Annotated in this window: 19 protein-coding genes and 2 pseudogenes; 11 read left to right on the top strand and 10 right to left on the bottom strand. The window is 62.7% G+C overall.

The features are described from left to right. Positions 1–2: 2 nt before the first annotated feature. Positions 3–1,658: a CTP synthase gene (locus HY019_RS14415; RefSeq protein WP_290693289.1), complete on the bottom strand. Its 1,656-nt coding sequence runs from the start codon at positions 1,656–1,658 to the stop codon at positions 3–5. Between the two features lie 206 nt (positions 1,659–1,864). On the opposite strand from HY019_RS14415, the gene HY019_RS14410 reads away from it, so the two are divergent. The 4 genes from HY019_RS14410 to HY019_RS14395 are packed head-to-tail and all read left to right on the top strand — an operon-like array spanning position 1,865 to position 6,145. Then, on the top strand, positions 1,865–3,034 hold the full coding sequence (locus HY019_RS14410) for an acyl-CoA desaturase (RefSeq protein WP_290693286.1): 1,170 nt from the start codon (positions 1,865–1,867) through the stop codon (positions 3,032–3,034). After that, complete coding sequence (locus tag HY019_RS14405) at positions 3,027–4,139, top strand: flavin reductase family protein (RefSeq protein ID WP_290693283.1); 1,113 nt, start codon at positions 3,027–3,029, stop codon at positions 4,137–4,139. Before HY019_RS14410 ends, HY019_RS14405 begins: the two co-directional genes overlap by 8 nt. A 42-nt stretch (positions 4,140–4,181) precedes the next feature. After that, positions 4,182–4,916: a 1-acylglycerol-3-phosphate O-acyltransferase gene (locus HY019_RS14400; protein ID WP_290693280.1), complete on the top strand. Its 735-nt coding sequence runs from the start codon at positions 4,182–4,184 to the stop codon at positions 4,914–4,916. Further along, complete coding sequence (locus HY019_RS14395) at positions 4,913–6,145, top strand: MFS transporter (RefSeq protein WP_290693277.1); 1,233 nt, start codon at positions 4,913–4,915, stop codon at positions 6,143–6,145. The genes HY019_RS14400 and HY019_RS14395 overlap by 4 nt, the downstream gene beginning before the upstream one ends. Positions 6,146–6,181: 36 nt before the next feature. On the opposite strand, the gene HY019_RS14390 is transcribed toward HY019_RS14395, so the two are convergent. Together HY019_RS14390 and mutS are read right to left on the bottom strand one after the other, a co-directional pair. Next, positions 6,182–7,009, bottom strand: a complete 828-nt coding sequence (locus tag HY019_RS14390) for a proteasome-type protease (protein WP_290693274.1) — start codon at positions 7,007–7,009, stop codon at positions 6,182–6,184. Next, positions 7,006–9,681, bottom strand: coding sequence for a DNA mismatch repair protein MutS (gene mutS / locus HY019_RS14385; RefSeq protein ID WP_290693271.1), 2,676 nt, complete (start codon positions 9,679–9,681; stop codon positions 7,006–7,008). Before mutS ends, HY019_RS14390 begins: the two co-directional genes overlap by 4 nt. 224 nt (positions 9,682–9,905) lie before the next feature. Here mutS and HY019_RS14380 point away from each other — a divergent pair, with 224 nt between their 5' ends. Next, the gene (locus tag HY019_RS14380; RefSeq protein WP_290693268.1) at positions 9,906–11,183 is read left to right on the top strand and encodes an integrase family protein; all 1,278 of its coding nucleotides are present in this window, start codon (positions 9,906–9,908) and stop codon (positions 11,181–11,183) included. Here HY019_RS14380 and HY019_RS14375 read toward each other — a convergent pair. After that, positions 11,137–11,415, bottom strand: a complete 279-nt coding sequence (locus HY019_RS14375; RefSeq protein ID WP_290694209.1) for an AlpA family phage regulatory protein — start codon at positions 11,413–11,415, stop codon at positions 11,137–11,139. The genes HY019_RS14380 and HY019_RS14375 overlap by 47 nt on opposite strands. 258 nt (positions 11,416–11,673) lie before the next feature. Between HY019_RS14375 and HY019_RS14370 the strand changes: the two are divergent. Then, a pseudogene (locus tag HY019_RS14370) lies at positions 11,674–12,012 on the top strand (transposase); the annotation flags it as partial. A gap of 361 nt (positions 12,013–12,373) precedes the next feature. On the opposite strand, the gene HY019_RS14365 reads toward HY019_RS14370, so the two are convergent. Then, entirely contained in the window at positions 12,374–15,646 is a 3,273-nt protein-coding gene (locus HY019_RS14365) for a hypothetical protein (protein WP_290693265.1), read from the bottom strand. Between the two features lie 125 nt (positions 15,647–15,771). Between HY019_RS14365 and HY019_RS14360 the strand changes: the two are divergent. Beyond that, a pseudogene (locus HY019_RS14360) lies at positions 15,772–15,906 on the top strand (tyrosine-type recombinase/integrase); the annotation flags it as partial. Between the two features lie 689 nt (positions 15,907–16,595). Here HY019_RS14360 and HY019_RS14355 read toward each other — a convergent pair. Then, entirely contained in the window at positions 16,596–17,618 is a 1,023-nt protein-coding gene (locus tag HY019_RS14355; protein WP_290693262.1) for an inositol monophosphatase family protein, read from the bottom strand. 291 nt (positions 17,619–17,909) lie between these two features. Here HY019_RS14355 and HY019_RS14350 point away from each other — a divergent pair, with 291 nt between their 5' ends. The 3 genes from HY019_RS14350 to HY019_RS14340 all read left to right on the top strand — a co-directional run bounded on the left by HY019_RS14350 (position 17,910) and on the right by HY019_RS14340 (position 20,852). Beyond that, a complete protein-coding gene (locus HY019_RS14350) occupies positions 17,910–18,674 on the top strand; it encodes an RNA methyltransferase (RefSeq protein ID WP_290694207.1) in 765 nt (254 codons plus the stop codon). Positions 18,675–18,798: 124 nt separating this feature from the next. Then, on the top strand, positions 18,799–19,596 hold the full coding sequence (gene cysE / locus HY019_RS14345) for a serine O-acetyltransferase (protein WP_290693259.1): 798 nt from the start codon (positions 18,799–18,801) through the stop codon (positions 19,594–19,596). Positions 19,597–19,745: 149 nt separating this feature from the next. Continuing rightward, complete coding sequence (locus HY019_RS14340; protein WP_290693257.1) at positions 19,746–20,852, top strand: acyltransferase family protein; 1,107 nt, start codon at positions 19,746–19,748, stop codon at positions 20,850–20,852. A gap of 24 nt (positions 20,853–20,876) precedes the next feature. On the opposite strand, the gene HY019_RS14335 is transcribed toward HY019_RS14340, so the two are convergent. The 3 genes from HY019_RS14335 to HY019_RS14325 are packed head-to-tail and all read right to left on the bottom strand — an operon-like array spanning position 20,877 to position 24,005. Beyond that, positions 20,877–21,647: an SDR family oxidoreductase gene (locus HY019_RS14335; protein WP_290693254.1), complete on the bottom strand. Its 771-nt coding sequence runs from the start codon at positions 21,645–21,647 to the stop codon at positions 20,877–20,879. A gap of 21 nt (positions 21,648–21,668) precedes the next feature. Further along, on the bottom strand, positions 21,669–22,742 hold the full coding sequence (locus HY019_RS14330) for a phosphotransferase family protein (RefSeq protein ID WP_290693251.1): 1,074 nt from the start codon (positions 22,740–22,742) through the stop codon (positions 21,669–21,671). Between the two features lie 33 nt (positions 22,743–22,775). Then, positions 22,776–24,005 (bottom strand): acyl-CoA dehydrogenase family protein, encoded by a 1,230-nt coding sequence (locus HY019_RS14325; RefSeq protein WP_290693249.1) that lies wholly within the window; start codon positions 24,003–24,005, stop codon positions 22,776–22,778. 99 nt (positions 24,006–24,104) lie between these two features. On the opposite strand from HY019_RS14325, the gene HY019_RS14320 reads away from it, so the two are divergent. Continuing rightward, complete coding sequence (locus HY019_RS14320) at positions 24,105–25,040, top strand: LysR family transcriptional regulator (RefSeq protein ID WP_290693246.1); 936 nt, start codon at positions 24,105–24,107, stop codon at positions 25,038–25,040. Here HY019_RS14320 and mog read toward each other — a convergent pair. Continuing rightward, positions 25,003–25,611: a molybdopterin adenylyltransferase gene (mog, locus tag HY019_RS14315; protein ID WP_290693243.1), complete on the bottom strand. Its 609-nt coding sequence runs from the start codon at positions 25,609–25,611 to the stop codon at positions 25,003–25,005. The genes HY019_RS14320 and mog overlap by 38 nt on opposite strands. Between the last annotated feature and the right edge of the window lies 1 nt (position 25,612).

Genomic DNA, 25,612 nt, shown 5'->3' with positions numbered 1-25,612 from the left:
CTTCAGGCTTTCTGGGTGGCGGCCTGGTGCTCCAGGGCGGCCTTGATGTAGCCGGTGAACAGCGGGTGGCCGCCCCACGGTGTCGACTTGAACTCGGGGTGGAATTGCACGCCCACGTACCAGGGGTGAACCGCCTTGGGCAGCTCGACCATTTCGGTGAGCTTTTCGCGCTGCGTGATGGCCGAGATCACCAGACCAGCCTGTTGCAGGCGATCGAGGTAACGCTCGTTGGCTTCGTAGCGGTGGCGATGGCGCTCGGTCACGACCGGGCCGTAGATCTCGTGCGCAATGGTGCCGGGCTTCACGTCGGAAGACTGCGCGCCCAGGCGCATGGTGCCACCCAGGTCAGACGAGGCATCGCGCTTTTGCACGGTGCCGTCGGCGTCCAGCCACTCGTCGATCAAGGCGATCACGGGGTGCGGCGTGTTGGGCTCGAACTCGGTGGAGTTGGCGTCGGTCAGGCCAGCCTTGTGGCGTGCGTATTCGATCGTGGCGACCTGCATGCCCAGACAGATGCCCAGGTAGGGAATGCCGTTTTCACGGGCGAACTGGGCCGCGCAGATCTTGCCTTCCACACCGCGCTTGCCGAAGCCGCCGGGCACCAGGATGGCGTCGAACTGCTTGAGTTGCGAGACGGTTTCAGGCGTCAGCGTTTCAGAATCCACGTACTCGATGTTGACGCGAGCGTGGTTGTGGATGCCGGCGTGGCGCAGCGCTTCGTTGAGCGACTTGTACGAATCCGACAGGTCGGTGTACTTGCCGCACATGGCGATGGTGACGGCCTTCTTGGGGTTCTCGACCTCGTAGACCAGGTTGTCCCAGCGCGACAGGTCGGCGGGCTTGGTCTGCAGCTGCAGCTTGTTGCAGATCAGGTCGTCCAGATGCTGCTCGTGCAGCATGCGGGGCACCTTATAGATGGTGTCGGCATCCCACACCGAGATCACGCCGGACTCGGGCACGTTGGTGAACAGCGAGATCTTTTCGCGCTCATCAGCGGGGATGGCACGGTCGGCACGGCACAGCAGCGCATCGGGCTGGATACCGATTTCGCGCAGCTTCTGCACGGTGTGCTGGGTCGGCTTGGTCTTGAGCTCGCCGGCAGCCGCGATGAAGGGCACGTAGGTCAGGTGCACGAAAGCGGCATTGGTCGGGCCGGCCTTCAGGCACAGCTGACGGGCAGCCTCCATGAAGGGCAAGGACTCGATATCGCCCACGGTGCCACCGATTTCAACGATGGCCACGTCCACGGCATCGGCCGTCCCCACACCCGCGCCACGGCGCACGTAGTCCTGGATTTCGTTGGTGATGTGGGGGATGACCTGCACGGTCTTGCCCAGGTAATCACCACGGCGTTCCTTTTCCAGAACGCTCTTGTAGATCTGGCCGGTGGTGAAGTTATTGGCCTTCTTCATCCGCGTGGTGATGAAGCGCTCGTAGTGGCCCAGGTCGAGGTCGGTTTCAGCGCCGTCGTCGGTCACGAAGACCTCGCCGTGCTGGAAAGGCGACATCGTGCCCGGATCGACGTTGATGTACGGATCGAGCTTGATCAGGGTAACTTTGAGGCCACGAGATTCGAGAATGGCGGCCAGTGACGCGGCGGCGATGCCCTTGCCTAGCGAGGACACCACACCGCCCGTGACGAAGACAAACTTGGTCATTGCGCAAAAGCGCCCGCGAATGAGGCGGGCGCTGCGGTGGTAAAGCGGCATTATAGGGGTTTGTCGGGGCCTTGAACCGCGGATTGCGCCACATCAAGCCCCTCGATACTGGGGCCCGGTTAACCCATAGCAGTCTTCTATACTGCGCGGCTTTTGCGCCCAGGCAGTTTGCGCACCGCGCCGCCATCACACCGGACCCGGCCTTCATGACCCACAACATCTTCACGGGACGCCCCTCGGCGCTCCTCAACGTCGATCCCGCCCTGTTTGACCAGATCGAGAAGGAAATCGACGACATCAAGCAACGCTATCGCGCGAAGCTTGGCCCCAAGGATGTTGCCTATATCAAGGGACTTCGGCGCAATTCTCGCATTTTCGAAGCCATTGGCCGCGGTTTGTTGTGGGTCAGCCCAGAGCCGATCACCTTCTCGCTGGGGGTGTTCTTCACCTGGCTGCACCGCAACATCGAGTCAATCGAGATCGGGCACAACGTGCTGCACGGGCAGTATGACTACTTTCCCGAGATCCCGCAGTTCCACGCGCACAACTTCAAGTGGAAGGCGCCCGTGGACGAAGAAGGCTGGCGCCGCGAGCACAACGGCCTGCACCACGTGCACACCAATGTGTTCGAGATGGACCCGGACCTCAACCACGGCATCTTGCGCACCAATGACCTGACGCCCTGGAACAAGCGGCACCTCTTTCAGGTGCCCATGTACCTGCTGGCGGCCTACCCGACCATGCTCTACCAGTTCAACTCGCAGAACCTGGGCTTTGGCCAGAAGTTCCGCGAGCGCGCCTTCCCGGAGGGCAACAAGGGTTACGCCCCCGTGGACACCGCCGGCCAAAGCGACGAGCAACTCAACAAGCGCAACAGCCGCTCGATCTGGCGCGTGCTGACCAAGGAATACATCGTGTTCCCCCTGCTGGCTGCCGCGACCGGCTTTTCGGGGCTGAAGGTGCTGCTGGGCAACATGCTGGCCGATGCCATCAACAACTACTGGATCAGCATGACGATCCAGGCCACGCACTTCACCGAGCCGCTTCAATCTGCCGACGCGCTCAAGCACAAGGGCCACTGGTACCTGTCGCAACTGGAGTCGTCGGTGAACTTCAAGGGCAGCCGCCGCATGAGCATCCTGTGGGGCCACCTGAACTACCAGATCGAGCACCACCTGTTCCCGGACATCCCCTCGCACCACTACCCGGACATGGCCAAGGAAGTCAAAGCCGTGTGCGCCAAGTACGGTGTCGACTACAAGTGCAACCCGACCTGGGGCCGTGCCATCCGAAACTACGTGTCGGTGATGTGGAAGCACTCCTTCCCACCCGCCGCGCAGACGCAGCAGCACCCCGCAGGAACCGGCCATGCTTGAGGCGATGCTGTCCCGCCTGAACCGCTGGGCCCTCAAGCACATTGGCCGCGACTGGCTGGACTATGTCGCCAGCAACACCATGACGGACTTCAACCGTCGCTGGAACGACTTCATCTGGACCTACGATCTGCAGGCCATTGTGGTGGGCATCAAGGACGAGGCCCCGGACGTCAAGACCATCACCCTGATGCCCAACCAGTTGTGGAAAGGCATGGAGCCCGGCCAGTACATCGCACTGAACGCCAAGGTCAATGGCGAGGCGGTGAGCCGCTACTACAGTCTGTCGCCGATGGAGGACGACTGCTTCACCATCACCGTCAAACGCGTGAAGGGCGGCAAGCTCTCGAACTGGGTGCACACCGAGCTCAAGCCCGGCATGGTGCTCAGCATCGGCCAGCCACAAGGCCACTTCTGCTATCGCCAGCAGTCGAAGATCCTGTTCATCTGTGCCGGCGCAGGCATCACGCCATGCTACTCGATGCTCAAGTCCTTGCTGGGCTACCACATCCGCCCGGACATGGCCATGTACGCCCAGTTCGGTGCCGCGCAAGACGTGATCTTCAAGGACACCTTGCAACGCTGGCGCAGCGAAGGCCTGTCGCTGGTCGAGGCACTCAGCCGCCCCAGCGCGCAAGACAAGGCCTCGGGGCAGTTCGCGCCCACGCTGGACGTCAGCAACATCGAAGCCCTGTTCCCGGACTTCCGCGAGCGCGATATCTACCTGTGCGGCCCGCAAGGCTTCATGGACAAGGTCGTCAACATCCTCAAGGAAATGGGCTACGACCTGGGCAAGCTCGACAGCGAGCGCTTCGTGGCCCATGAAATCAAACCGCTGACGCCGGCGGACTTCAAGGCCGCGCAAGCCGAGATCTACTTCCGCCACCTGGACCGCCGCGTGCAGCTGACGGAGGCCGATCAGGGCTTGAGCCTGATGCAGATCGCAGAGCGGCACGGCGTGCCCGTCGAGACCGGTTGCAGACAAGGCATGTGTGGCACTTGCAAGTTGATTCTTCGAGAAGGTGACGTCGTCGGCAATATGTTGGGCAATGCGGTGTATCTTTGCACCGCTTTCCCCGCGTCGAACAAATTGGTGCTCGACGCCTGATGGCGCTTGCGGGCGCCGATTGACGCACTTCAAGGTTTAGTCATGCTTCTGCCCTTGCGCATGCTGTTGTTATGCGTGCACTTCGTACTGGCCAGCCTGCTGGGTCTGCTGGTCAGCATCTGCCGCCCTTTCAACCCCGACAACAGCCGCATCGCGGCCCGCTTCTATGCGGTACCGGCCCAGTACATCCTGGGCCTGCGCATGCGCCTTGAGCTCGACGGCGTGCTCAAACACCAGCGCCCCGCGGTGATCGTGGCCAACCACCTGTCCAACTACGACCTGTTCGTGTTCGGGCACGCCGTGCCGCACCGCACGGTCACACTGGGCAAGACCAGCCTGAAATGGATCCCGTTCTTCGGGCAGCTCTACTGGCTGGCTGGCAACGTGCTGATCGACCGCGGCAATGCCATCCAGGCCAAGAAGGCCATGTTGACCACCACGGACACCCTGCAGCACAAGGACATGACCATCTGGGTGTTTGCCGAAGGCACCCGTGGTCACGGCAAGGGGCTGGCGCCATTCAAGAAGGGTGCCTTCCAGATGGCCATCAATGCCGGGGTGCCCATCATCCCGCTGTGCGCCAACAACTATGTGCGCGGCATGAGCCTCAATCGTTGGCGCAGCAGCACGGTCGCGATGCGCGCCCTGGCCCCCATCCCCACAGCCGGCCTGACGCTGGATGACATGCCCGCCTTGATGGCCAAGTGCCATGCGCAGATGAAGGCCTGCATCGACGAGCTGGATCGCGAAGCAGGCACCACGTCCCACAAGGCATGAGTGGGCCAGCCCAGAACAGCCAGGCGCAACGCATTGCCCTGCTGAGTGGCCTGTACACGGCACAAGGCATCCCCTTCGGCTTCTTCACACTGGCGCTGCCGGTGCTGATGCGTGATGCCGGCTGGTCGCTGACAGCCATTGGCTTCCTGCAGTTCCTTGCGCTGCCTTGGGGCATCAAGTTCCTGTGGGCACCCGCGCTGGATCACCACGGCTCGCGCCGGGGCTGGCTGATGTTCTTTCAGTGCAGCGCCTGCCTGATGGCGCTGGCCTTGTCCCAGCTGCCAATGCAGACCGGCAGCATCGTGCTGTTTGCCGCCGTCTTCCTGATCAACCTGATTGCCGCCTCGCAGGACATCGTCACCGACGGCCTGGCCGTGCGGCTGCTGGGCACCAAGGAACGCGGCCTGGCCAACGCGATTCAGGTCGGCGCCTACCGCCTGGGCATGATCCTGGGTGGCGGCCTGCTGCTGTGGCTCTTTGCGCAGACGGGCTGGCAGGTGATGTTCTTGTGCATGGCCGCCTTGCTGGGCCTCACCATCCTGCCTGTGCTGCCGCTCAAGGAGCCAGCACGGCGGGTGGATGCGCCTCAGCGCCCTGCAGGCATGGCGCTGGTGCTCGGCTGGCTGCATCGGGCTTTGGCGCCCGGCATGCTCACCTTCTTCGGCCTGATCTTCTGCTTCCGCTTTGGCGACCAGATCCTGAACTCGCTGCTGCCCCCCTTCCTGCTGGACCACGGGGTGAGCAAAAGCACGATCGCGGTGATGAAGGGTGCTGTCGGCTCCGGCACCAGCCTGCTGGGCGCCAGCATCGGCGGCTGGCTGACCTACAAGATGGGGCGCCGCAAAGCCACGCTGTTCGCAGGCCTGTCGCAGGCAGCGGGCTTCGGCCTGTACGTGGCCGTGGCGTTCGGGCTTGGCGGTGTCGAGCTGCTATGGGCGGCCACGGTGCTGGAAGGCATCGTGGGCACCATGGCCACGGTCGTGTTGTTCACCTTGATGATGGACGCCTGCGACCCGGATCATGCGGGCACCGACTACACCCTGCTGGCCAGCGTGGTCGTGGCCGTCAGCAGCCTGGGCAGCCTGACGGGCGGCGTGCTGGGTGACAGGCTGGGCTACGGCCCCACCTTCCTGCTGGCCACCGGGCTGGCTGTGGCGGGCTGCCTCTTCGTGGTCTGGTGGCTGGATCGCCACCCGACCAACGAACGCATTGCGCAAGCCTGGGGTTGAGGCCGAGCAGGCTGGCCAGCAAGCAGGTCAGGCGCCTCAGCCGTTGGGCGCCGTGATCTTGCTCAGCGGGTTCATGGCCTGCGCCTGAGACGGCACGCCGTTGCTGGCCAGATCAGGCTGCTCGCCATGCCAGGTCGGGTCGGGGATGGAGTCGAACACCTGGCGCAGGCGCTGCCCCCAACTGGTGCGGATCATGCGGAAGTAGGTATTGGTGTCATCGATGTTGATGAGCTTGTCCACTTCCAGCGAATCACCTTCATAGACCATCAGGTCCAGCGGCAAGCCCACCGACAGGTTGGACTTGAGCGTCGAGTCCATCGAGATCAAGGCGCATTTGGCGGCCTCCTGCAGGGGCGTCAGCGGTGTGACCACGCGGTCGATCACGGGCTTGCCGTATTTGGACTCGCCGATCTGGAAGTAGCACACACCATCAATGCCCGCCTCGACGAAGTTGCCAGCGGCGTAGACATTGAACAAGCGCATGGTCTCGCCCTTGATCTGCCCGCCGATGATCAGGCTGCAGTTGAAATCGATGCCGTGCTTCTTGAGCGCCTCGGCGTCGCGTGCATGCACCTTGCGCACCGCACTGCCCACAATGCGTGCCACGTCGAACAGGCTTTTGGCCGTCCAGATCGTGCAAGGCTCGCCGTCAGAGCCCTCTATCGTTTCGCTGCCCAGCAGCTGCTTGACAGCCTGGGTGATGGCCAGGTTGCCCGCCGACAGCAACACCAGCACGCGCTCACCCGTCTTCTCGTACACCGTCATCTTGCGGAAGGTGCTGATCTGGTCCATGCCCGCGTTGGTGCGCGAATCCGACAGGAAGACAAGCCCGGCATTGAGGCGCATGGCCACGCAGTAGGTCATGATGAGATCACCGATTTGAGTTTGTACAGCGCATCCAGCGCCTCACGAGGTGTCAGGGTATCCGGGTCGATGCTGGCCAGCAAGCTCAATGTCTGTGCTTCGGCTGGCGTCAGGGTCTCGCCCTGAGCATCAGCAAGGACTGCGCCACCCTTGGCCATGGCATTGGCGGCCAGCTCGTCCAGGTCGATGCCACCTGGCGCGCCTACCTGAGCGAACAAGTCGATCTGGTCATCGGCATGGCGCTGCTGCGCCTCTAGCGATTCCAGCGTGGCACGTGCCTGCCGGATCAGCGAGTGCGGCATGCCGGCCAGGCGAGCCACCTGCACGCCGTAGCTGCGGCTGGCGGGGCCGTGCTGCAACTCGTGCAGGAAGATGATGTCGTCGCCCGACTCGGCCACGCCCACGTGCACGTTCAGCGCACGGGGGTGCTTCTCGGGCAACGCGGTCAGCTCGAAGTAGTGGGTGGCAAACAGCGTGAAGGACTTGTTCTTGTCGTGCAAATGGCTGGCGATGGCGCCGGCCAGGGCCAGGCCATCAAAGGTGGAGGTGCCCCGCCCGATTTCGTCCATCAGCACCAGAGAATGCTCGGTGGCGCTGTGCACAATGGCCGCGGCCTCGGTCATCTCCAGCATGAAGGTGGACTGGGCGTTGGCCAGGTCATCCGCGGCACCGATGCGGGTGTGGATGGCGTCGATGGGCCCCAGGCGGCAGGATGCAGCCGGCACGTAGGAACCCATGGCGGCCAGCAGCACGATCAGCGCGACCTGGCGCATGAAGGTCGACTTACCGCCCATGTTCGGGCCGGTGACGATCATCATGCGGCGGTTGGCGTCGAAGCGGCAATCATTGGGGATGAAGGCCGCGCCGCTGGTTTCCATCAGGCGTGCCTCGACCACGGGGTGGCGCCCCTTCTCGATCTCGATGCAGGGATGCGGGCTGAAATCAGGGCGCGTCCAGCCCAATGTGGCGGCACGCTCGGCCAGAGCGGCCAGCGCGTCCAGCGAGGACAAGGCACGCGCCAGGGCACCCAGCACCGCAATATGCGATTGCAGGAAGTCGATCAGCTGATCGAACAGCAACTTCTCGCGGGCCAGGGCGCGGTCCTGCGCAGACAAGGCCTTGTCTTCAAAAGCCTTGAGCTCGGGCGTGATGAAGCGCTCGGCGTTCTTGAGTGTCTGGCGGCGCTGGTAGTCCAGCGGCACCTTGTCGGCCTGGCTCTGCGTGACCTCGATGTAAAAGCCATGCACCTTGTTGTACTGCACGCGCAGGTTGCTGATGCCGGTGCGCGCACGCTCGCGGGCCTCCAGCTCCAGCAGGAAGGCGTCGCAGTTTTGCGAGATGGCGCGCAACTCGTCCAGATCGGCATCGAAACCCGTGGCGATGACGCCGCCATCGCGCAGCAGCACCGCGGGCGTCTCCATCAGCATGGCCTGCAGTTGCTGGGCAATGGCCGCATCAGGCTGCAAGGCAGTGTGCAGCTGGGCCAGCAAGGGAGCCGCATCGGGCACGCGCTGGCGCAACGCGGGCAGGGTCAGCAAGGTGTCGCGCAGGCCGGCCAGCTCGCGCGGGCGCACCTGGCGCAGGGCCACGCGCGCCGTGATGCGCTCCACGTCACTCATCTGGCGCAAGGCCTCACGCAGTGATTCGTGGCCCTGGTCCATGGCCGGTGGCGCCAACAGGCAGGCGATGGCGTCATGCCGGGCGCGGGCCGTAGCGCGGTCACGCAAAGGCTGGGTCAACCATTGGCGCAAAGCGCGGCTGCCCATGCCGGTGCGGCAGGTGTCCAGCAGGGACAGGAGCGTGGGGGCGTCCTCGCCGCGCAGCGTCTGGGTCAACTCCAGATTGCGCAGCGTGGCGGGCGGCAGGTCCAGCAGTTCACTGGTGCGCGGCACATCAAGCGAAGCCACGTGCGACAAGGCCCTGCCCTGCGTGTGCTCGGCAAAGCTCAGCAGCGCGGCCGCCGCCGAGTGCGCCAGGCTCAGGTCCTGCGCGCCGTAGCCCTGCAAGGAACTCACCTGCAGCTGCTCGCACAGCTTGCGCAGGCCCAGGCCCGAATCGAACTGCCAGGTCGGGCGGCTGGTCATGGCCACGCTCTTGCCGCCTTGCGTCAACAAAGGCTGCAACGTGGGCGGGATGCGTTCGCGGTCAAACAGGATTTCAGCAGGCTGCAGGCGCGCCAGCCAGCCGGCCAGATCGCGCTCGGTGCATTCGGTCAGGCCCAGCTTGCCGCTGGACAAGCCCAGCCAGGCCAGCGCACAAGGCACGGCGTGCTCGGCATGGCGCCCGCGCTTGTCCATGACCACGGCCAGCAAGAGCGCATCGGCGCGCTCGTTGAGCAACTCGGTGTCGGTCAGCGTGCCGGGCGTGACCACGCGCACCACCTTGCGCTCCACCGGCCCTTTGTTGAGGCCCACCTCGCCCACCTGCTCGGCAATGGCCACCGACTCGCCCAGCCTGATCAGCTTGGCAAGATAGGTTTCCACCGCATGAACGGGCACCCCCGCCATCACCACGGGCTCGCCAGCAGACTGGCCTCGCACCGTCAAGGTGATGTCGATCAGGCGGTTGGCCTTGCGCGCATCGTCAAAGAAGAGCTCGTAGAAATCCCCCATGCGGTAGAACACGAGGGTGTCGGGATGTTCGGCCTTGATGCGCAGATACTGCTGCATCATGGGCGTGTGAGAGGAAAACTCGCCGCTTGCAAGTGATTGATTTTGCTGCTTTTTATCCATTTTCTCTATTTAAATCAACAACTTGCAGCATCAGCCGCTCTTTCGCTTAATACCAGCCACGCCCATCTGCACCCGGCCTCACTTGGCGATACAGTATGGGTTTTAGAGCCCTCTCACAAAAACCTACACCACACCAGTGAGCAGCCGAGAAAACCTACACCAACATGTTTGACGCCAGAGACATCCAGAAGCTTGCGCCAGGCGAGCACATTACCACCGAAGAATGCCCCGGCCTTCGTGTCCAAGCGACAGCGAGTGGGCGCACATGGATCTACCGCTACCGCAGCCCGGCAGATGGAAAGCTGAGGCAAATCAAGCTAGGGAACTTCCCGGCGATGACTATCCGCAAGGCTGAGGCAGCGTGGGAGCTTGCTCGCGACAAGCGTGATGCTGGCCTGGATCCTGCGCTGGAAAAGAAGGCCGCCAGGAAGGTCGCCACCCAGGAAGCTCAAAAGAAGAAGGCTGGTGGACGCGTGACCGTTGGTGACGTGGCAGCTGACTATTTGACAAAACACGTCGCCGTGAATCGCGCCGAAAAGGGGCGCAAAGAGCTCACGCGCATGTTTCAGAAAATGTTGGGGGACGACGCCTCAGCCGAGGTGGAGACGTACACACGAAAGCAGGCGCACGCCCTCATCTCAAGGTGGAGCCATGCGCCGGTCCAGGCGATGAAGCTCAAAGCGGAACTCGCTGCAGCCTGGGAAAAGGCTGCTGACTCCGCCCTCATCCCGGAGGATGCACCGAACTGGTGGAAACGTATCCTCAAGGGGGACTTGAAATCCAAGGGCAAGAAGATCCTTGGAGAAAACGTTGGCCAGAGCAAGCGAGTTCTGAAAAACGCCGAGGTTGGCGCGCTCGTGAAATGGCTACCCAATTTCTCGCGTGTCGTCGAGGACGTGCTCACCATTTACCTGTGGACCGGCTGCCGCGGTGGCGAGATCGTCTCGATGCACGCCAGCGAGATCAGCGAGGAAGCTGATGGCCTGTGGTGGACCATACCAAAGCATAAGACCAAGAATGCAAGGCATGAAAAAGCTGGGGATCTGCGCGTCCCGCTGATCGGTCGTGCTGCGAGCATCGTCAATAGGCGCCGGGAGTTGTTCCCGTCTGGGTATCTATTCCCATCCACAACCAAAGAGGGCTACACGCAGCAGAAAACCATCCAAACGGCAGTCTTCTACCATCAGCCGTACTCAAAAACGCGCCCAACCGACGTGCGCCCTCGCCTCACGGTCACCCACTGGGCACCACACGATTTGAGGCGAACCGTGCGCACCGCACTGTCTGCGATGAACTGTCCTGCGCCCGTTGCTGAAGCTGTGCTTGGGCACATGGCCCCAGGGGTTGTTGGTGTTTATGACCTGCACTCCTACGATCAAGAGCGTCGCATTTGGCTCACGCGGATTGCTCAGCGATGGGAAGAGCTTGTTGCTGCTTCTTAGGCTTTTTGGCGCCTGTGTTGGGTGGCGGGAGCTGCGTCGATTTGGGCCTGGAATCAAGCCATTGATCGAGTTCTTTTCGCAACCACCCTACCCTCTTTGCGGAGAGTTCGCGGGGTGGCGGAGCGAGGGACCTCTTGACCAACTCCTGCCAGGTAGAACTCCCCAAGCCTACGTATGCGGCCGCATCGTTCAGCTCCAAGCACGCTGGTTCGATTTTTATCTGGACTACCATCGATCGCTCCGCATCGCTGGCCAACAACAGCACCGGCCTTGCAGAAAACGTATCGTGCAACCGCTGTTTTCGCAACAATTCACAATGTGACAGATCAGGAGGCGTGAGTCGAACCGCTTGAGGTGACGAGCCGCAACCGCTGCAAACTGGACGTCTAGCTCTTTGATGTCAGCAATAGGCTGAGGCTGTGTGAAAACTCGCTGATTCGCTGGAACTTGGCCCCGGGTTTGCATGCACGTGACTACATGGAGGTCACGTATGCCCAGATTCATCGAGGGACAAGACAGGCACCAAGTTACCTTGATGCCTGAGTGCCTGGACGACTTCATTGCAGAAGACAACACGGTACGAATCGTAGATGTCTTTATCGGTGAGTTGGACTTGGTGGCCTTGGGCTTCGACGGCGCAAGCCCGGCGGCAACCGGGCGGCCCTCTTATCACCCGTCGGTGATGCTGAAGCTGTATGGCTATCTGAACCGCATCCAGTCCAGTCGCCGGCTGGAGCGTGAGTGCCAGCGCAACGTAGAGTTGATGTGGCTGATCGGTAGGCTGGCCCCCGACTTCAAGACCATTGCGGACTTCCGCCGCGATAACGGCAAGGGCAAGCAAGTGAGTTCACGGTCGGGGGACGAGTTGCCAGCAAGCCTCATTGCCTGGACGAATCTCGGTCGCATTTGGCACGCAGCTTGTGTGAAGTTCGACTACGGGCGGCTTGGCACTCTCAGAGCGCACCTCCTGGCGCCGATGCCACGAAGACGCTTCTCCTGCTTGGTGACGACATAGTCTGCCGCAAGCACAGTCCCTCGCAACCTCGGAAGCCTGGGAAGGTCGCGCCAGTGGGGCGTCAGCTCGTGTCGAACTGTTCAGCGGAGCGGCTGCTTGACGGCCGATACCCCCCATACACCTGCTGGTGACGACAGACTCCTTGCGCTGCGAAGCGGCTTGCCGAGATTGTTGCTCAAGGCTGATGCTCAATGAGCAAGGCCCCACCTTGCCTACGCTCATGGACATAGGCCAATGCCTGCTCAAATGCAGCTCTTGCGAGACCTGAAAACACGCACGCCATTTCCATGTTGGCCAAGGTGAACGCCCCGAAAAACTGCCCCTGGAAGGCCCCCTCATCTCCCAACACATAGCGACGCGGAACGTGCACCTCATCAAAGAAGATTTCCCCTTGAGGAAGTGGGCGTTGCCCCAATTTCTCGAGTGGCTTGCCTTTGCTGACGCCGCGCTCGTCAAAGGGGACGAAGACCACCACACCCCGCATCAAGCCGTTCTCGCCATACAGGCCTTCACCATAGTCCGCAGGCACATCCTTCTCGTCGCGGGGGTCGTTCTCGTCCTTCTTGCCCCAGAGCAGCGGCGTCAGGGAGTGGTCCGTGCGGAACGAGGGCGCCAACTTCGTCTCGATCAGCTCATCCATGAAGTACACGACGTCGCGCGCGCCCCTGACCACGTTGCCCTGCCAGCGCAGCAGGGCGGCCGCAGCGTCCCGGTCCATCGGGCTCCATGCCTCCTCTGACAGGCGTCGCTGCAACTTGGCGTGTTCGTCGGTGAGGTACGAGCGCCAATCCCCAAAACGCTCATCGTTCTTCCACTTCGCTAAGAGTCGGAGAACCTGCGGTCCATCGTCCTTGGCTTCGAGCATCCGGCGGAAGACATGGTCCCGCCCCAACATGCTCATGCCAGACATGGTCGCTGCCTGGGCCTTCTCGTCCTTGAAGTACAAGTGCGGTACCAGGCCGCCCAGAGATTCCACGTCGATCGGCTCCGCCCAGCCCAACGGGATGCGACCGGGCTGGGTGATATCGCTGATCGCGCTGGTGAACGCATGCGCGCGCCTCAGGTGGTTGGGCCCCGAGAATACGCGGGACCCGAACCTGCCGATGGCCTCGCCATCGATCAGCCACGCCATAGCGAGCGATCGAAGGGCCGGCTCTTCTGCCGGCCCGTCGAAGCGGTCCGCCACCCAGGCCAGGCCGGCCGCTTCCAGTGAAGGGACCAGGCCTAGTAGTTGCGCCGCATTGGCGTGTCGGCGGAGAAACGCGAAAACCAGTCCCCGCACCTTGGTACTCTTCGCCTCGAGGTGTCCGAACGCGAAGGCCTTCACAAAATCAACGAGGTCGGGCGGTAGATTGACGCGGTCCCTGAGCCGGTCCCAGAGGGTCTGGCCGACGGCTGGACTCTGCTGGTCTTCGACCTCAAGCAACGCCTGAAGCCGCGACCGTGCCACGGCGTTCGAGCGTGCCCACACCGCGCCGAGTAAGCGCTCAAACTCGGTGTAGGATTCTCGAGCCATCCAGATCACCAGTTCTGCCTGAGATGGCGTCAGCTGCAGATCGTCATCGCTGTCCAGGGTCTTGCAGTAAAGCCAGAACCCCACGACGGCCGACAGCACACCCGGCGAGACGCTAAACGTGTTCTGAACGTGATTTCGCGACCACAGCACCGATGAATCAGAGAAGGCGGTCCATGCGGCCAGCGCACCCTTTTTGGCTGCATCCTTCGTGGCAACGGGCAGGTTCTCCAGGCGTTGCGAGAACTCTTGCGATGCGATATCGGTGTTGGAATGTATGAGCTGCTCCAACAGGCTGTCTACGCTGCCGGCTTTGATAGCCTCGATCTCGGCGCTGTCCAGAGGACGATGCGGCGATTCGCCTTGGTCGGTCGCCTCCGCCTCAAGCATTTCGGCGTAGGCCAGCTTTTCTTCCTCGCTCTGGAGCCTGGCCCGTTTGAACTGCTCGGCAGCCGCCAAGAGTTCAGGCGACAGTCCAGCCACGAGACCCAAGTCTTGCCTGTTTTCCTTGCTGGCCGACGACATCCACAGCCCCAGCACCGCGGAAAACATTGGCACGCTGATCCTCGGCTGTTTGACGTGGTCGCGGATGAGATCTATGAGGAGATCAAGGTCGGCGATGCCGAACGCGTCCCGGAAGTACGGAATGTCCGATGCTGGCCGAAGGTCTCGGTCCTTCGGTGCAGCCGCCGCGGCCCAGCGCAGCACTTCAGCGCGCAGTTGGCCGGCATCCGACGCTGCGCTCAGTGGCTGCGGTGCCAGCAACATGTAACGCCGACTCCAGTTTGACGCGGTCAGCAACCAGGGCCCCAGGATGTTGAGGTCCCTCCCTGGCGCCTCGGCCTCTGCCTTGAGTTGCTCGCAGAACGCTTCGAACACACTCCGTACGCCGCGCGTCATCCCGCCCAAGATCCGCTGATGGTCCGCTTCCGGCGCGCCGGCGGCCAGATTGTCGAACTGCTGGAACGCATCGGCGAAGGCCTGGAGGGCGTGCTGCCGCTGGTCCGCGTCGAGGTGGTCCGCCCAGAACGCCTTGCTCCAGAAGTCCTTGAAACGCTTCCCTTGCATGGCCGATCGCGGCACATGGAACAGCGCCAGCGCCTCGTCGACGGACATGTGCTCGGGATACAGCCCGGTGAGCAGCGCACCCGCGATCTCGTCTTCGGGATCATTCTTCGGCGATAGCGCGACGCCTGACTTCAGTCGATCCGCGTAGTCGCCGGCAGCCACCGAGCACAGGAGGTTGGACGCCAGCAAAAGTGGGAAGCCCACCAGGCCCAGCACGTTGTTGGACTGGCAAGTATCCAGAAAGTGCTGAACCTGAATGTCGGCCCCGAGCTTTTCCGCGATCAGCTCGCGGGCCGAGGCCTCGTCGATCGGCAACATGCGCACCACGACCATGCCTGGATGCTCGTGCATGTTGTCCTCGAACAGCGTTGCTAGGCGTTCCTGCTCATGCTGCTTCCACTCTCTCGCGCGGCACGACAGGCGTAGCCTCATGCGGCCCAGCCTGCCCTCCTTCTGCAGGTCTCGCAGCAGCCGGAACAGGCCCGCGAAAAGCTCTGGCCACTGCAGCCGACCCTCATCGAGGGCATCGACGAACCAGTGGAACTCTTCGCCGCTGTCCAGCGCCGCCCTGAGCTCCGCTTCGGTCTCCAGGATGTTCTCGGCAGGGAGCCAGTCCTTCAGCCTGGTAATGATCGAGCGGGTTCCTTGGTCCTTCAGGAGCTTGTGCTGATGCTCGAACTCGCGGCTCTTGCCAATGTTGGGTTCGCCGAGCAGTGCGACGCAGGGGGAATTCTGAATTTGCCGCCACTCCAACCGGCCGGTTCGCATGCTCTGCGCTATGAGAGGGACTCCCGATGCGGCATCCCGCGACGTCGGGGCGTAGTGTTCAAAGTGCCGCTTGGCATGGGTCTGGAATTCGAAGGCCATGATCTCTGTTCGTTCTTGCTGCTACATCGGGAGCCACCTCGGCCAGCGTATCGGCAAAAAATGGGGCGTGAGGCTCCTGCGTGCCAAGTTGGCAATTAGTCTGACTCTTTTCCGCAGATAGCGGCAAACCGACAACGCTGCATGGGCTGGGACATTCGTTCGCCAAGCAACGGCCGCAGGATGGCTGTGACATTCGTGCGGTGCAGGATCTGTTGGGGCACGCCGATGTGGCCACCACCATGATCTTCACGCATTTGCTCGGCTCGGCGCCGGGCTGCACTCAGCCCCTTGGGCACTTCGGCTACTCGGCCAGCATGGCTATCGTTCGAGGTACTGAAGAGCTGACTCAAAGCAGTCGTTCGTGGCTGACCGCTCACAGCCTAGACTGGACCTTCACAGCAGAGATGTCGATGACCGCGGATGACCAGTCGTTGTCAAACTGCTGGCCTTGCGAGTACTGGTCTAACTGGTAGCTTTGAATCGGAATGGATTGCGCTTTCAACTGGAATTCGCAGCCAACCGAATAGCGGGCATCAGCCGTAGATGAACTTCATGAGATCAAGCTACTGTGCTGGCGGCCCCAAAATCGCTCGCTAACATCGATGCGCTTCGCGTCGTTCGCTGGGACCAGGTTACGGCGGGTCTTGCACCAGCGGCAGAGAGTTCACGCAGGGCGCAAAATGAAAAAACCGACTCTAGGCCGGTTCACCACCAAGCTGCACAAGCAGCCCCTCCTAGGTATAGGTTTTAGTATAGGTTTTAAGGTGACCTCGCAAATTTGCCTCAGCAGACCCTACTGCATCATGGGCGTGTGCGCGCTGAAGTCCATGACTGGGACAGAGGTGATTGATGAGGCAGGCGTCAGTGAAGAGGCGCCAGCATAACGCGTGAGTTGCGCGTGAGTCACTCACGGGTGACGCCATCCCGACGCCGCCCGCGAGTTGCAAGATCAGAACGGCGCGTCGCCCTTGTCCTGGCGAACCTCGGCAGCCTTGGCTGCAGCCGTGATGCGCGTGCGCTTGGGGGCTGCGGGCTCTGCTGCCTTGGCCGCTTGGGCCGCGTCTTCGGCCGCCTGCAGCGACTGGATCAGCGCATCGTCTTCGGGATCGGATTCGCCCTCGTCTTCACCGCCCTCGGCGCCTTCAGCTTGCGCACCAGCATCGGCGATCACGCGGGTGTACGGCGCCAGGATCTTGACCATCTGGCCATAGATGCGGGGCGTGCCGGCCAGGATCTCGCGCTGGTACAGGAAGTCGGGCTCGCCCGTGAAGTTGCCCACCAGGCCACCAGCCTCGGTGATCATCAGCGAGCCTGCGGCCACGTCCCAGGGGCTCAGGCCGGTTTCAAAGAAGGCATCATAAAAACCGGCAGCCACGTAGCACAGGTCCAGCGCAGCGGCGCCCGGGCGGCGCACGCCAGCGCACTGCACCATCACCTCTTCGAACATCTTCATGTAGCGCTGGAAGTTGTCGCCCTTGCGGAAGGGGAAGCCCGTGCCGATCAGGGATTCGAGCATGCGCGTGCGCTTGGACACGCGGATGCGGCGGTCATTCATGTAGGCGCCCTTGCCCTTGGACGCGTAGAACAGGTCGTTGCGGCAGGGGTCATACACCACGGCCTGCTGCACCTGGCCACGGAAGGCCAGCGCAATGGAGACCGCGTACACGGGGAAGCCGTGGATGAAGTTGGTGGTGCCGTCGAGCGGATCGATGATCCAGACGTAGTCGCTGTGCTTGGCGCCGTGTTCACGCCCCGATTCTTCAGCCAGGATGCCGTGGCCAGGGTAGGCCTCCAGGATTGTGGCGATGATCACGTCTTCTGCTGCCTTGTCCACTTCGGTCACGAAGTCGTTGTGCGACTTGGCGATCACTGTCAGCCGCTCGATGTCGAGCGAGGCCCGGTTGATGATCGCCCCGGCTGCGCGAGCAGCTTTGATGGCGATGTTGAGCATGGGATGCAGGGCTTGAGACATGGGTGGACCTTGGAAACCAGAAAAACCACCACGACAAGGCATGGGCTACACGGTCAGAACGCACGGGCCGCCTTCAACAGCGAAGGGCGGCAACAGCGCGGAACGGTGAACAGCACCAGCCAGACAGCGTCGAGGCAGGGAGATGGGGGCGCAGCGGTGATCAAAGAACGAGCGAGAATCGAGCATTGTATAGAAGCCCATTTGTTTTTGCACCCCCTTTTTCAGCGATTTCGATGAGAATCAAGGGCTTATCGCATGTTTGTGCGATATCTCATGAAGATTTCCCACGCCATGCAAGCCTCATCTCCTCACGCGCCACCCGGGCATTCGGGCCAGCGCGATCCCACACGTTTCATCCTGATCGGCACCAGCCACCCTGGCAATGTGGGCGCCACCGCCCGTGCCATGAAGGTGATGGGCTTTTCCGACCTGGTGCTGGTGCGCCCCCGCTTTGACGATGTGCTGATCCAGGAGGAAACCGTGGCCCTGGCCAGCGGCGCCGCCGACATCCTGGTGCGTGCACGCGTCGTGGACACCCTGGCCGAAGCGCTGGATGGCATCACCTATGCCATCGGCACGGCCATGACGCCACGCGACTTCGGCCCGCCCACCATCACCCCGCGTGAAGGCCTGGCCAAACTGGCAACGAGCACGCCCATGCACCGCGTTGGTTTCGTGTTCGGCAGCGAGCGCTACGGCATGGCCAATGAAGACGTGTACCGCTGCAACGCGGTCATCAGCATCCCCACCAACCCGGATTACGGCTCGCTCAACCTGTCGCAGGCCGTGCAGGTGCTGGCCTACGAATGGCGCCAGGCGCTGGGTGCCTTTGCCGTGCAAGCCCGCACGCCGGATATCGACCTGGCCAGCGGCAGCGCGGTGCAAGGCGCGCTGGCACACTGGGAGAAGGCCTTGATCAAGCTGGGCTTCCTGGACCCGGCCGCGCCCAAAAAGCTCATGCCCCGCCTCAACCAACTGGTCAACCGGGCCGAGTTGCGCCAGGAAGAGATCCACATCCTGCGGGGCATTGCCAAGGCCATCATCGACAAGTCCTGATTCGCGGCGCATGCGCCTGGCACCTTGCCCTTACCACGTTGAGCCCGACACCTCATGTCTGTCCGGTTATTGAACGCCCCGGTAAACTCGACCTCCTGCATCTGAAAACCGCATAAGCACATTCATGCTCTTCGCCCGACTGCGAGAAGACATCGCCTGCATCCTTGAACGCGACCCCGCGGCCCGCACCGCCTGGGAAGTGCTGACCTGTTACCCCGGTCTGCACGCCCTGGCCATGCACCGCCTCGCGCATTGGTGCTGGACGCACGACCTCAAGTGGCTGGGCCGCTGGATCTCGCATTGGGGCCGCTTCTTCACCGGCATCGAGATCCACCCTGGCGCCAAGGTGGGCCGGCGCGTCTTCATCGACCACGGCATGGGCGTGGTCGTGGGCGAAACCGCCGAGATCGGTGACGGCTGCACCATCTACCAGGGCGTGACCCTGGGCGGCACCTCATTGAGCAAGGGCGCCAAGCGACACCCCACGCTGGGCCAGGGCGTCATCATCGGCGCGAACGCGCAGGTGCTGGGCGGCTTCACGGTCGGTGACGGCGCCCGCGTGGGCTCCAATGCCGTGGTGACCAAGCCTGTGCCGCCCGGCGCCACAGCGGTGGGCAACCCCGCTCGCATCATCGTCGCCAAGGCCACTGTGCTGGATGAAAAGCAGGCCGAACGCGAGGCCCTGGCGGCCCGAATGGGCTTTTCTGCTTATGGTGTGACCGAGGGCGATGACCCGCTGTCGCAAGCACTGCGCGGCCTGATCGACCACGCCTCAGGCCACGAGCACCAGATCACCTTGCTGTGGGAAGCCATCGGCAAACTGGCCAAGGAAGCCCAGACCGAAGACGCACGCACCTGCCTGCCCACAGACGCGCAGACCACCGAGCATTTCGACGCCGAAGGACTCAACCGCCTGGTTTGAGTTCACGTTCTGCGCGACACAGTTGTAAGCCCTGACACCATTGCAGGGCCAGGCGTAGCCTGCCGTAGCAATGCTTACAACAAGGCAAAGGGGTAACACTGCCCCTAGCCGCACACTCCTGCCAAACAAGACAAAGCAGGAGTGGACACATGCGGATTCAATCCGTGGACATCGCTCGTGGGTTGTGCATCATCCTGGTTGTATGGGGACATAACGCCCAATTCACCGACACCGTGATCAACCATGCGCTGTGGTCCATCCGCATGCCCATGATGTTCTTTGTGGCTGGGTCCTTCATCAGCCTCAAACAAGGCTTCTGGCAACTGGCGCATCAAAAAGCCGACGCCCTGCTCAAACCCTTTGTGGTGATGGCCCTATTGCAGGCCCCAGCCAGAATGGCGATCGGCGAAACCGACCCGGCCTCGCTGGTGATGGGCATCCTTGCTGGTGGCGGCCACTATCTGCCTTGGATCTATTACCTCTGGTACCTGCCGCACCTCTGGTTGGTCTTCATGAGCGGCCACGTGCTGCTGAGCAAGGGCCGATTCGATAACTGGCATCCCGGCACGAAGATCGTGGCCATCACCCTGGCGCTCTATGTGGGGATATGGATGACCGGCCTGGTACCTGGCGCGCCCTTCAAGCTGGAAGCGATCCCCAAAAACCTGGCGTTCTTCATGCTGGGTCGCATGACACGGTCCATATGGACATCCTGGCGGATGTCGTGGCCACTCGTCGTCGCGACGCTGGGGGCTCTGTTGACAGCGCAGTATCTGCTGCAATCGGGCTCGGTTGACCCATCATCGGCCGAGTACGTCATCTCGTACATGGTCAGCTCACTGGCAGGCATCACCCTGGTGATGGCCGTGGCCAATGGCTTGTCGCGCGTTCCCCTTGCCAGCACCACCCTGAGCCGGTGCGGCCGCGAGAGCCTTTTCATCCTGCTGTTCCACTGGCCTTTGCAGACCTTGGGGCGCCATGCCTGGACATGGGTGCTGCAAGATGCAGATCCCTGGCTGATCGCGACGCTGAGCTGGTTGACCAGCGTGAGCCTGAGCCTCTTGCTGGCAGAGTTGATCCGCTCTAGCTACTGGACAGCGGCCTTGTGGTTGCCCATGCAAGCTGCACGCAAGATCCACAGCCAGACACGGCAGGCCGCAACGCGACGCCCGGCAGCACCACCGCCCACTCAGCCGGCGATGCAAGCCGATTTTGCCGACACCTTGCCAGAGGCCAATGTGCAGGCCATGCGGTAAGCCCTCCAGGCCTGTCGCCCTGAATCAAGCCGTCAGGTAGCCGCCGTCCACATTGAGGCAGGCGCCTGTGGTGTAGCTGGCGGCATCGCTGGCCAGGTACAAGGCGGCACCGGCCATCTCCTTGGGGTCGGACACACGGTTGAGCGGCGTGTGCGCCATCACCACCTTGAGGATGGCGTCATTCGTGGTCAGCGCCGAGGCGAACTTGGTATCTGTCGCCCCCGGCAGGATGGCGTTGACACGCACCTTCATCGGCGCGCACTCCTTGGCGAAGGCATGCGTCATCGAGATCACGGCGGCCTTGGTGATCGAATAGATGCCTTGCGCCATGCCCGGGATCACGCCATTGACCGACGCGATGTTGATGATGGACCCACCACCGTTTTTGGCCATCAACTTCGAGCCCTTGGCGCACATGAAGAAATAGCCGCGGATGTTCACGTCCACGGTCTTCTGGAAAGCGCCCAGATCGGTGTCGCTGATGTGCCCGAAATAGGGATTGGTCGCGGCGTTGTTGACCAGGATGTCGAGGCGGCCAAACTGCTGCTCGATGGCCGCAAAGGTGCTGTCGATCTGGACCATTTCGCCCACATGACAGGCGATGACGGAAGCCTTGCCGCCCGCGTCGCGGATGGATTGCGCCACAGTCTCACAAGGCTCGGCCTTGCGGCTGGAGACGATGACGTGTGCACCGTGGGCAGCCAGCAAGCGCGCGATGGCTTCGCCGATGCCGCGGCTGGCGCCGGTGACGAGGGCAACCTTGCCGCTCAGATCAAAGGTGTTGGGGATGCTCATGTTGAGAGGGGTTCCTGCACTTCACAAAGACGATTGGGCAATGATGCGTTCGCAACGCTGGCCCAGGTAGTTCGCAAACGGCCCGAAGGTGGCGAACACCGGGTTGCGGGCGTTGCCTTCCTTGAAGCGCTTGTAGATCTGCTGGACGATGCCGGCCAGGCGGAACAGGCCATACACCTCGTAGAAATCGAAGTTGGCCACGCTCCAGCCCGTGCGCTGCGCGTAATAGTCAATGACTTCCTTGCGCGTCAGCATGCCCGGCGCATTGGTGGGCTGACGGCGCGAGCCCAGCATGAAGGGATCGTCGTCGGCCTGCACCCAGTAAGCCAGCGAGCTGCCCAGGTCCATCAACGGGTCGCCCATGGTGGCCATTTCCCAGTCCAGCACGCCAATCACCTTCATCGGGTCGGCGATGTCCAGCACCACGTTGTCGAAGCGGAAGTCGTTGTGGATCAGGCAGATCGCCACCTCCTGCTTGGGCTGCTTCTCGGCCAGCCATTGCATCACCGATTCAAAGTCGGACACGTCATCCGTGCGCGCGGCGCGGAATCGCTTGCTCCAGCCTTCGATCTGGCGTGCCACATAGCCCTCGCCCTTGCCCAGGGTGTCCAGGCCGGTGGCCTTGGTATCGAGCATGTGCAGATCGATCAACTTGTCCAGCACGTTCAGGCACAGCTGGCGCGTCTTGGGCGCATCCAGGCCCAGCTCTTCAGGCAAGTTCTGGCGCGGGATCACACCCACCAGGCGCTCCATCACATAGAACGGCGCGCCGATCACCTCCGCGTCCTCGCAGATGGCGTACACATGGGGCACGGCCGGGTACACGGGCTTGAGCATCTGCATGATGCGGGCCTCGCGCACCACGTCGTGGGCCGACTTGGCGATGTGGCCAAACGGCGGGCGACGCAGGATCAGGTCGCGGTTGTCATAGCTCAGCAGATAAGTCAGGTTCGACGCCCCGCCCGGGAACTGCTTGAGCTGCGGCTCGCCTTGCAGCTCCAGGCCGGCTGCGCGCAGGTAGGCACTCACACGGGCCAGGTCCACTTCTTCACCGGCGCGCACCTTGCCTGCGGCGTCGATCAACTTCTCGCTCATCTTGCTTGTCTCCTTGTTGGTCTCTTCAGGGGCTCAGGCCTCGCCACGCGCCGCGCGTTGCCGGGCCAGCTCGAACTTGGCCACCACCTTGCGGTGCACCTCGTCGGGGCCATCGGCCAGGCGCACGGTGCGCACATAGGCCGCCAGCGTGCTCAAAGGCGTGTCCAGCGTGACACCCAGTGCACCGTGCATCTGGATGGCCGCGTCCAGCACCACCTGCGCCATATTAGGTGCAACCACCTTGATCTGCGAAATCTCGCTCATGGCCGCCTTCACGCCCACCGTGTCCATCATCCACGCGGCCTTGAGCGTCAGCAGGCGGGCCTGTTCGATGGCCATGCGCGCGTTGGCGATCACGTCCACATTGCCGCCCAGCTGGTTGAGCGTCTTGCCAAACGCGACGCGCTTGTCACCACGTTCACACATCAGGGCCAATGCGCGCTCGGCGCCACCGATGGCGCGCATGCAGTGGTGGATGCGCCCTGGGCCCAGGCGGCCTTGCGCGATCTCGAAACCGCGGCCCAGGCCGGCAATGATGTTTTCCTTGGGCACGCGCACGTTGTCGAAGGTGACCTCACCGTGGCCGAAGGGCTCGTCGTACACGCCAAAGGCCGGCAGCATGCGCTCGATTTTCACACCCGGGGTGTCCAGCGGCACCAGGATCATGGAGTGGCGCTTGTGGCGCTCGGCCGTCGGGTCTGTCAGGCCCATGAAAATCAGGATCTTGCAGTTGGGGTGGCCGATGCCGGAGCTGAACCACTTGCGGCCATTGACCACCACCTCATCGCCCTCGGGCACGGCCGTGGCTTCCATATTGGTCGCGTCCGACGAAGCCACATCGGGCTCGGTCATGCAAAAGGCCGAGCGAATCTGGCCGGCCAGCAGCGGCGTCAACCAGCGGTCCTGCTGCGCGGGCGAGCCGTACATGTGCAGCACTTCCATGTTGCCGGTGTCCGGCGCATTGCAGTTGAACACCTCGGCGGCCATGGTGTTGTAGCCCATCAACTCGGCCAGGGCCGCGTATTCAGCCACCTTCAAGCCCGCGCCGTGGTGCGGGTCCGGCAGAAACAGGTTCCACAGGCCGGCGGCCTTGGCCTTGGCCTTGAGGTCTTCCATCAGGGCCGGTTGACGCCATTGCCGCCAGTCGGCCGAGCCGCTCATCTGCGCGTGGTACGCCTCTTCAGCCGGGATCACGTGATCACGCATGAAGCTCTTGACGCGCTCGATGTATTCCTTCGCACGGGGTGAGTATCCGAAGTCCATGGGCTGCTCTCTTTCTGACTGTTTCGCTGGTGCGCGCCAGTGTAGAAACCCACCAAGGATGAATCAAATGAATTATGTGAATTCAGATACATTCATGAAATGAATTTGAGCAAGATCGACCTGAACCTGTTCCTGGTGTTCGACGCCATCGTGCAGACCGGCTCGCTCACCGCCGCCGCGCGTGAACTGCACCTGAGCCAACCAGCGGTGAGCCACGCCCTGGCCCGCCTGCGTGAGGCCCTGGGTGACCCCTTGTTCATCCGGCAAGGCCGGCGCATGCTGCCCACACCCTATGCGCAAGGCCTGACGATGTCGGTGAGGCAGGCTTTGAGCACCTTGCAAACCGGCATCAAGGGCGCGCAACAAGGCTTTGAACCAAACCGATCGGACCGCGTCTTCACCATCGGCATGCGCGACATCCTGGAGTCACTCACCCTGCCCGGCTTGATGGCGCACATCCGGCTGCATGCACCGGGCATCAGCGTCAACAGCATCCAGGTAGAGCGGCACGATATTGCCGACGCGCTGCGACAAGGGCGTGTGGATGCGGCGGTCGACATCGCCCTGCCCGTTTCGGCCGAGGTCAACCACACCCGGTTGGTGCTGGACAAGCTGGTGGTGGTGGCGCGGGCCGATCACCCCATCATCGGCAAAGGCCCTTTGCGCCTGGACACCTACCTGGACGCCTCGCACGTGCTCGTGTCTGCCCGTCGCCAGGGCCTGGGGCTGGAGGATTACGAACTGAGCCGTCAGGGCTTGAGGCGGCAGATCGGCCTGCGTTGCCGCCACTACTTCGCCGGCTGCCGCGTGGTCAGCCAGACGGACATGCTGCTGACCATGCCCGAGCAGTACGCCCGGGTGGCCAACCAGCATTTCGACAACGCCCTGCACAGCTTCCCGCTGTCAGCGGCGCAACTGGACGCCCACCTGTACTGGAACGCCTCGCTGGACGACGACCCGACCAACCTGTGGTTCCGTCAGCGGGTCATCGAGGCAGTCAAGCTGGAATTGGCCGCCGTGCGGACTTCGGCCTGAAAGCTTCACACACTGCGGCGTTGGTCTCGATGTAAGGCCCGCCGATCAGGTCGATGCAATACGGCACCGCCGCAAAAATGCCCGGTACGATGGACTTGCCTTCTTCGTCACGCAGGCCTTCGAGTGTTTCTGCAATGGACTTGGGCTGCCCCGGCAAGTTCAGGATCAGGGCCTGCTTGCGGATCACCGCCGTCTGGCGCGACAGGATGGCCGTGGGCACAAAGCGCAAGCTGATCTGGCGCATCTGCTCGCCAAAGCCCGGCATTTCCTTGTCGGCCACGTCCAGCGTGGCTTCGGGGGTCACGTCGCGCAGCGCAGGGCCCGTGCCGCCCGTGGTCAGCACCAGGTGGCAGCCTTCCTCGTCCACCAGCTCGCGCAAGGTCCGGGCGATCAGCTCGCGCTCATCGGCGATCAGGCGCGGCACCCAGGTCACCGGGTTGCGCACCGCCCTGCCCAGCCAGTCCTGCAAGGCAGGCAGACCCTTGTCTTCGTAGACACCGGTGCTGGCGCGGTCGCTGATGGACACCACGCCGATGCGGACGGCTTCGAACGCGTTGTTCGGCTGGCCCATG

This window comes from Aquabacterium sp. (assembly GCF_016195855.1).
In the GTDB taxonomy this organism is placed as follows: domain Bacteria; phylum Pseudomonadota; class Gammaproteobacteria; order Burkholderiales; family Burkholderiaceae_C; genus Aquabacterium.
Note: the sequence above shows the minus strand (reverse complement) of the source record. Positions and strands in the feature narration are given on the sequence as shown.